Origin of the sequence: Pseudomonas sp. PA-4-8C (assembly GCF_021606625.1) — a bacterium.
Taxonomy (GTDB): Bacteria; Pseudomonadota; Gammaproteobacteria; order Pseudomonadales; family Pseudomonadaceae; genus Aquipseudomonas; species Aquipseudomonas lactis.
In genome coordinates this window covers 1-6,266 of the sequence record NZ_WKCD01000308.1, presented here as the reverse complement: position 1 = coordinate 6,266, position 6,266 = coordinate 1, and the positions used below count along the sequence as shown (strand labels likewise).

Genomic DNA, 6,266 nt, shown 5'->3' with positions numbered 1-6,266 from the left:
CAACTGGTGCAGTTGCGCCAGGCCCAGGCGCTCGGGGTTTTCGATGATCATCAGGCTGGCGTTGGGGACGTCCACGCCCACCTCGATCACGGTGGTGGCCACCAGTAATTGCAGGTTACCGGCCTTGAACTCGGCCATCACTGCGGCTTTTTCCGCCGGTTTCATACGGCCATGGATCAACCCGACCTTGAGCTCACCCAAGGCACTGGTGAGGTCCTCATAAGTGGTTTCGGCGGCCTGGCACGTCAGTTCTTCGGACTCTTCGATCAGGGTGCACACCCAGTACGCCTGACGGCCTTCGGCGCAGGCGCCACGCACGCGCTCAATCACTTCGACGCGCCGGGTGTCGGTGACCAGCACGGTGTTGACCGGCGTTCGCCCTGGCGGTAGTTCGTCGAGGATCGAGGTGTCGAGGTCGGCGTAGGCGCTCATGGCCAGGGTGCGTGGGATCGGCGTGGCGGTCATGATCAACTGGTGCGGGTTCATGCGCCCGCCCACGCCTTTCTGGCGCAGGGCCAGACGCTGTTGCACGCCAAAGCGGTGCTGTTCGTCGATGATCACCAGCGCAAGGTTCTTGAACTGCACTTCGTCCTGGAACAGTGCATGGGTGCCCACCACCATCGGTGCGCCGGCGGCGATCTGCTCCAGGGCGGCCACACGGTTCTTGCCTTTGAGCTTGCCAGCCAGCCACGCCACTTCCAGGCCCAGGGGTTCGAGCCAGCGCTTGAAGGTGATGAAGTGTTGTTCGGCGAGGATTTCCGTGGGTGCCATCAACGCCACCTGATAGCCAGCTTCCAGGGCTTGCAGGGCGGCGAGGGCGGCGACCACAGTCTTGCCGGCGCCTACGTCACCCTGGATCAACCGCAGCATCGGTTCTTGCTGGCTGAGGTCGTAGGCGATTTCATTGCCCACACGCTGTTGCGCGCCGGTGGGTGCAAAGCCGAGGTTGGCCAGGTATTGCGCAGGCAGCCGCGTGGCCTTGGGCATTGCCGGGGCGCGCAGGGAACGCATGCTTTCGCGCAGGCGTTGCTGGGACAGCTGGTGCGTGAGCAGTTCTTCAAAGGCCAGGCGATGCTGGGCCCAATGATGGCCGAGGGCGAGTTCGTCCACATCGGCATCGGCGGGCGGGTGATGCAAATACCGTATCGCATCGGCCAGGGGCGCCAATTGATAGTCGCGGGCCAGTTCCAGGGGCAGCCAATCGGGCAGGCTTTGCGGGCCGAGCATGGTCAGGGTCTGCATGCACAACTGACGCAGACGTTGCTGGGTCAGGCCCTCGGTCAGCGGGTAGATCGGCGTGAGCGTGGTGTCCACCGGTGGCGGCTCATCGCCGGTAATGGCGCGGTATTCCGGGTGGTAGATTTCCAGGCCCGAGGCGCCTGGGCGTGCCTCGCCGTAGCAGCGCACGCGGGTGCCACGCTTGAGGCCTTCCTTCTGCGCGTTGCTGAAGTGGTAGAAGCGCAGGCTCAAGCCGCCGGTGCCGTCCTGCAGGCGCACCACCAGGCTGCGGCGCTTGCCCATCACCACGTCGGCGCCACTGACGGTGCCTTCGATCACCGCGTCCTGCCCAGGGCGCAAATGGCCGATGGGCACCACGCGGGTGCGGTCCTGGTAGCGCAGAGGCAGGTGGAACAGCACGTCCTGAAGGTTCTCCAGGCCGACCTTGGCCAGCTTCTCGGCCATGGCCTCACCGACACCCTTGAGTGCAGTCACTGACACCTGCGACAGCTCAGTCATACCGTGGCTTAGCTCGCAACGGGCGGCTTGGCCACCGAACACAGGCGGATCGAGTCCGCGAGGATCTCAATCGCTTTGGGGCGCGGGAAGCTGGCGCGCCAGGCAATCGCCACGGTACGGAACGGCACGGGCGGCGTGAGTGGGCGCACTTCGATCACGCCCTGGGCGTAGTGATGGCTGTCTACCGCAGACAGCGGCAGGATCGAGATGCCCAGGCCGGACGCGACCATATGGCGAATGGTTTCCAGGGAGCTGGATTCCACCGTGGTGTGCTTGGCGCCGTCGTTGCCCTTGGTCAGGGTCGGGCAGGCTTCCAGCACCTGGTCGCGGAAGCAGTGACCTTCACCGAGCAGCAGCAGGCTCTTGTCATTGAGCAGGCCGGCGTCGATGGTGTCCTTCTTGGTCCACGGGTGGGAGGCCGGCATCAGCACGTAGAACGGCTCGTCGTAGAGCGGCAGGGTCAGCACGTCCGCCTCGTTGAAGGGCAGGGCGATGATGATCGCGTCCAGCTCGCCGTTGCGCAGTTTGTCGCGCAGCACGTGGGTGAAGTTTTCTTCGATATACAGCGGCATCTGCGGCGCGACGCGGTGCAGTTGCGGAATAAGGTGCGGGAACAGGTACGGGCCGACCGTGTAGATGGCGCCGACTTTGAGCGGTGCGGTCAGCTGGTTCTTGCCGGCCTGGGCCAGTTCGCGAATGCTTTGCGCCTGTTCCAGGACCTTCTGGGCCTGGGCAACGATGCCTTCGCCCACCGGGGTGAGACGCACGGCGCTCTTGCTGCGCTCGAAAATCAGCACACCGAGTTCGTCTTCAAGCTTTTTCACACCCACCGACAGCGTCGGCTGGCTGACGTGGCAACGTTCGGCTGCATGGCCGAAGTGCTGTTCTTGGGCGAGGGTCACGATGTAGCGTAATTCTGTAAGAGTCATAGCGGGCGTCCATGAGGTTGCGGGCCAAGCATACCGGCTGCAATCGATAGACGCACGTTATCAGAACTTTGCTGGGGATTGAGTGGGGAATGTCGGAATTTTGCTGAGGTAATAAAGCACATGCGGGAGGGAGCAAGTCCCTCCCACAGTACTCTGTCAGCGGCGACGCTTGTCGATGTTGTAAACGAACGGCGCGACCAGTTCGACGCTGCCGTTTTTCAACAGGTCCGCAGGCGGCTTGGGTAGCGGCTGAGCCTTGCGGATCATCTCGAGGGTTGCACGGTCCAGGTCGGCGTTGCCGGAGCGGCCTTCCAGTTCGTAAGACAGCACATTGCCTTCACCATCGACCACGAAGCGCAAGCGGTTCATACCTTCCTTGCCACTGCGTTGGGCGCCAGGCGGGTACTTCTTGTACTTCTGCAGATGCGCCAGCAATGTGCTTTGCCAGGAAGCCTGGGCGGCCAGCTGCTGTGCCGATGGGCCCGGCGTAGGCTGTGCGGACTTCTGCGCAGGTGCGTTGCTCGGCGGCGTTTCGCTCGGTGGCTCCTCGGAAGGTTTCTCCTTGGGCGGCTCGGGCTTCTTCTCCACCGGCTTTGGCGGTTGTGGCTTAGGCTTGGGCTTGACCGGCTTGGGCACCTGGATCGTTGGCTTGGGCGCCTCGGCCAGCTTCGGCAGGGGCAGCTCTTCGACCGGTGGTGGCGGCGGCGCAACGACCTTGGGCGGCGCTGGAGGCGGCGGCGGTGCTGGCAGCGGCGCCAGGTCGATGACCATGGCGGCGGGTGGCAGCTGGATCGCCTGCGGCGCGGACCATTGGAGCGCGATGATGATCGCGACGGCATGCACGCCCAGCACGACGGCGAGGCTGGTGCCATAACGCGTCAGTTTGTGGCGCGTCGTGATCATTTCTTGGCTGCCGTCTCAAGTCCGACCAGGCCTACCTTGAGGTAGCCGGCAGCCCGCAGGGCATCCATCACGCTCATCAGGTCGCCATAGTCCACGCCTTTGTCGGCCTGGAAGAAGATCGTCGTGTCTTTCTTGCCTTGGGTCTTGGCATCCAGCACCGGCCCCAGGGTTTCAGCCTTGACTTCTTCTTCGCCCAGGAACAGGCGTTGGTCCGCCTTGACGCTGAGGAAGATCGGTTTCTCTGGCCGCGGCGCCGGCTTGGCGCTGGACGCAGGCAGGTCCACCTTGATGTCCACGGTCGCCAGCGGAGCCGCCACCATGAAGATGATCAGCAGCACCAGCATCACGTCGATAAACGGCGTGACGTTGATTTCGTGGTTCTCGACGAGTTCGTCGTCGCCTTGATTCAAATGCAGGCCCATGGCCGATTACCCCACTTTCACCATGTGCGGTTGCGAGCTGCGCTCGGTAGGCAGGTGATCGAGGTCACGGCTGACCAGTAACAGGACTTCAGCCGATGCATCCGACACCTGGGCCTTATAGCCGGCAATCGAACGGGCGAAGACGTTGTAGATGACCACCGCAGGAATCGCGGCAACCAGGCCCAGGGCGGTCGCCAGCAGGGCTTCGGCGATGCCGGGGGCAACGACGGCGAGGTTGGTGGTCTGGGTTTTGGCGATGCCGATGAAGCTGTTCATGATGCCCCACACGGTACCGAACAGGCCGACGAAGGGCGCGGTGGAACCGATGGTGGCGAGTACGCCGGTGCCGCTGCTCATGTTGCGGCCACAGGCGGCAACCAGGCGCTCCAGGCGGAAGCTGACGCGTTCCTTGATGCCTTCTTTTTCGCGAGTGTTGGCCGACAGGCGCATTTCTTCCAGCGCGTCGTGCACCAGCAGGTTGGCCAGGGTGCCCTTCTTGGTCGCGGTTTCGCTCGCTTCCTTGAGGGTGGTGGCTTTTTTCAGGTGGACGATTTCAGCACGCAGACGACGCTTGGCGCCCAACAGCTCGAAGCCTTTGGCAATCCAGATGGTCCAGGTGATGATCGAGGCGATGGCCAGGCCGATCATCACAGCCTTCACTACCACGTCGGCATTCTGGTACATGCCCCATGGCGACAGGTCGTGGGCCATGCCCAAGGTGTTGTCTTCTTCCAGCACCACGCCGGTTTCGTCGGCAGGTGCGGCAGCGCCGGCGGCCTGGGCCGGGTCGGTGGCCACTGGCGCGACGGCAGGCGCTGCCGGGGTCGCGGCATTTTGCTCGGCGGCTGCTGGAGCGGCGGGAGCGGTGGCGTCAGCGAATGCGGCGGTCGGTGCCAGCAGCACGCTGAACAGCATCGCAGCAATCGCACGCCAGGCGCGGGAGGGACTGTGAAGCTTGGTTGGCGAAGCGGGGTTTGTATGACGTGTCATGCTGGCCGGACCTGAGAGAAAAAATGGGTGATCGTCCTTCCAGACCATTTCGGGTCGAGGACAAATGGGCGGTTATTATTGCAAGTAATTCTTGTTAACTAAAGTGGCACTGTTACTTTATTTCGCTTTTTACTGGCCGTTGATCCACTCGCGCGGCTAATCTGCGCCTTTGAGAATGGAGTTTTATGATGTCTGCGCCTTCTGTTGTGGTTGCCGGTTGCGGCGATGTGGGTAGTCGGCTGGCTAGCCAATTGCTGGCCTCGGAATGGGAGGTCCACGGCCTGCGCCGCGATATTTCACGCTTGCCCGACGGCGTGATCGGCATCGCCGGTGATCTGTTCAAAAAGGATTGCCCTGACACCTGGCCGATCGGCGGCGTGGATTACCTGGTGTACTGCGCCGCTGCCACCGACCACGACGAGGCCGGCTATCGCGCTGCTTACGTGCAAGGGTTGCAGCATGTGTTGGAGTGGCTGGGCGATTACGGCCAGGAGCCGAAACATCTGCTGTTTGTCTCCAGCAGCAGTGTTTACGGGCAGCAGAACGGCGAGTGGGTCGACGAAACGTCCGAGACGCAAGCGAAGGGCTATTCCGGGCAGGTGATGCTGGAAGCTGAGCAAGTGGCGCTCAATAGCGGTATTCCAGCGACCGTCGTGCGCTTGACCGGCATCTACGGCCCTGGCCGTGAATGGCTGCTGACCCAGGTGCGTCAAGGCTACCGCGTAGCGGTTGATCCGCCGTTGTATGGCAACCGTATCCACGCCGATGACGCTGCGGGTCTGCTCGCCTTTTTGCTGCGGCATGTGGAAAAGGGCGGTGCATTGGAAAAAGTCTACATCGGTGTCGACGATGCGCCTGCGCCATTGGCCGAAGTAGTGGCCTGGCTGCGCGAGTATCTGGGTGTGACCGAGTGGGCCGAGGACGCCAGTGTGCGCCGTGCTGGCAGCAAGCAGTGCAGTAATGCACGTATCAAGGCGTTGGGCTGGGTGCCGACATACCCGACTTACCGGGAAGGCTATGCGGCGATTTTGAATGGCTGAAACGCGGTAAAAAATGTGGGAGCTGGCTTGCCTGCGAAGGCGGCCTAACAGTCAATATAGTTGGAGCGTGTACATATCCAATCCTGCGGTAACGGCCGCTTAGGGTTCCGCTCTGACAGCGGGTCACTTTTGGAAGGACCCAAAAGTAACCAAAAGGTCCTCGCCCCACCACTCGGCACCTCGCTTAGGCTCGGTGTGCCCGTAATCCGCCAGTGATTTGGGGGGCCGCCGCCACGCGCCATCCA

General features: G+C 62.7%; 6 protein-coding genes. 1 reads left to right on the top strand and 5 read right to left on the bottom strand.

The window, feature by feature from the left end; genetic code table 11:
* From recG to exbB, 5 genes are all read right to left on the bottom strand, one after another.
* A partial coding sequence (recG, locus tag GIW04_RS26705) for an ATP-dependent DNA helicase RecG (RefSeq protein WP_236479360.1) occupies positions 1–1,737 on the bottom strand: 1,737 nt, incomplete at its 3' end.
* An 8-nt stretch (positions 1,738–1,745) separates the two neighbouring features.
* A complete protein-coding gene (locus tag GIW04_RS26700) occupies positions 1,746–2,666 on the bottom strand; it encodes a hydrogen peroxide-inducible genes activator (RefSeq protein WP_003195523.1) in 921 nt (306 codons plus the stop codon).
* A gap of 156 nt (positions 2,667–2,822) precedes the next feature.
* Positions 2,823–3,569, bottom strand: coding sequence for an energy transducer TonB family protein (locus GIW04_RS26695; RefSeq protein WP_003195521.1), 747 nt, complete (start codon positions 3,567–3,569; stop codon positions 2,823–2,825).
* Positions 3,566–3,991, bottom strand: coding sequence for a TonB system transport protein ExbD (exbD, locus tag GIW04_RS26690; protein WP_003195519.1), 426 nt, complete (start codon positions 3,989–3,991; stop codon positions 3,566–3,568). Before exbD ends, GIW04_RS26695 begins: the two co-directional genes overlap by 4 nt.
* A 6-nt stretch (positions 3,992–3,997) precedes the next feature.
* Positions 3,998–4,981: a tonB-system energizer ExbB gene (gene exbB, locus GIW04_RS26685; protein ID WP_003195517.1), complete on the bottom strand. Its 984-nt coding sequence runs from the start codon at positions 4,979–4,981 to the stop codon at positions 3,998–4,000.
* Positions 4,982–5,169: 188 nt separating this feature from the next.
* Here exbB and GIW04_RS26680 point away from each other — a divergent pair, with 188 nt between their 5' ends.
* Positions 5,170–6,021, top strand: a complete 852-nt coding sequence (locus GIW04_RS26680) for an SDR family oxidoreductase (RefSeq protein ID WP_120247451.1) — start codon at positions 5,170–5,172, stop codon at positions 6,019–6,021.
* Positions 6,022–6,266 lie beyond the last annotated feature (245 nt).

Bases quoted from the DNA above. Each gene is read 5' to 3' on its own strand.
- GIW04_RS26700 (WP_003195523.1), bottom strand. From the start codon at position 2,666: ATGACTCTTACAGAATTACGCTACATCGTGACCCTCGCCCAAGAACAG.
- GIW04_RS26695 (WP_003195521.1), bottom strand. From the start codon at position 3,569: ATGATCACGACGCGCCACAAACTGACGCGTTATGGCACCAGCCTCGCC.
- exbD (WP_003195519.1), bottom strand. From the start codon at position 3,991: ATGGGCCTGCATTTGAATCAAGGCGACGACGAACTCGTCGAGAACCAC.
- exbB (WP_003195517.1), bottom strand. From the start codon at position 4,981: ATGACACGTCATACAAACCCCGCTTCGCCAACCAAGCTTCACAGTCCC.
- GIW04_RS26680 (WP_120247451.1), top strand. From the start codon at position 5,170: ATGTCTGCGCCTTCTGTTGTGGTTGCCGGTTGCGGCGATGTGGGTAGT.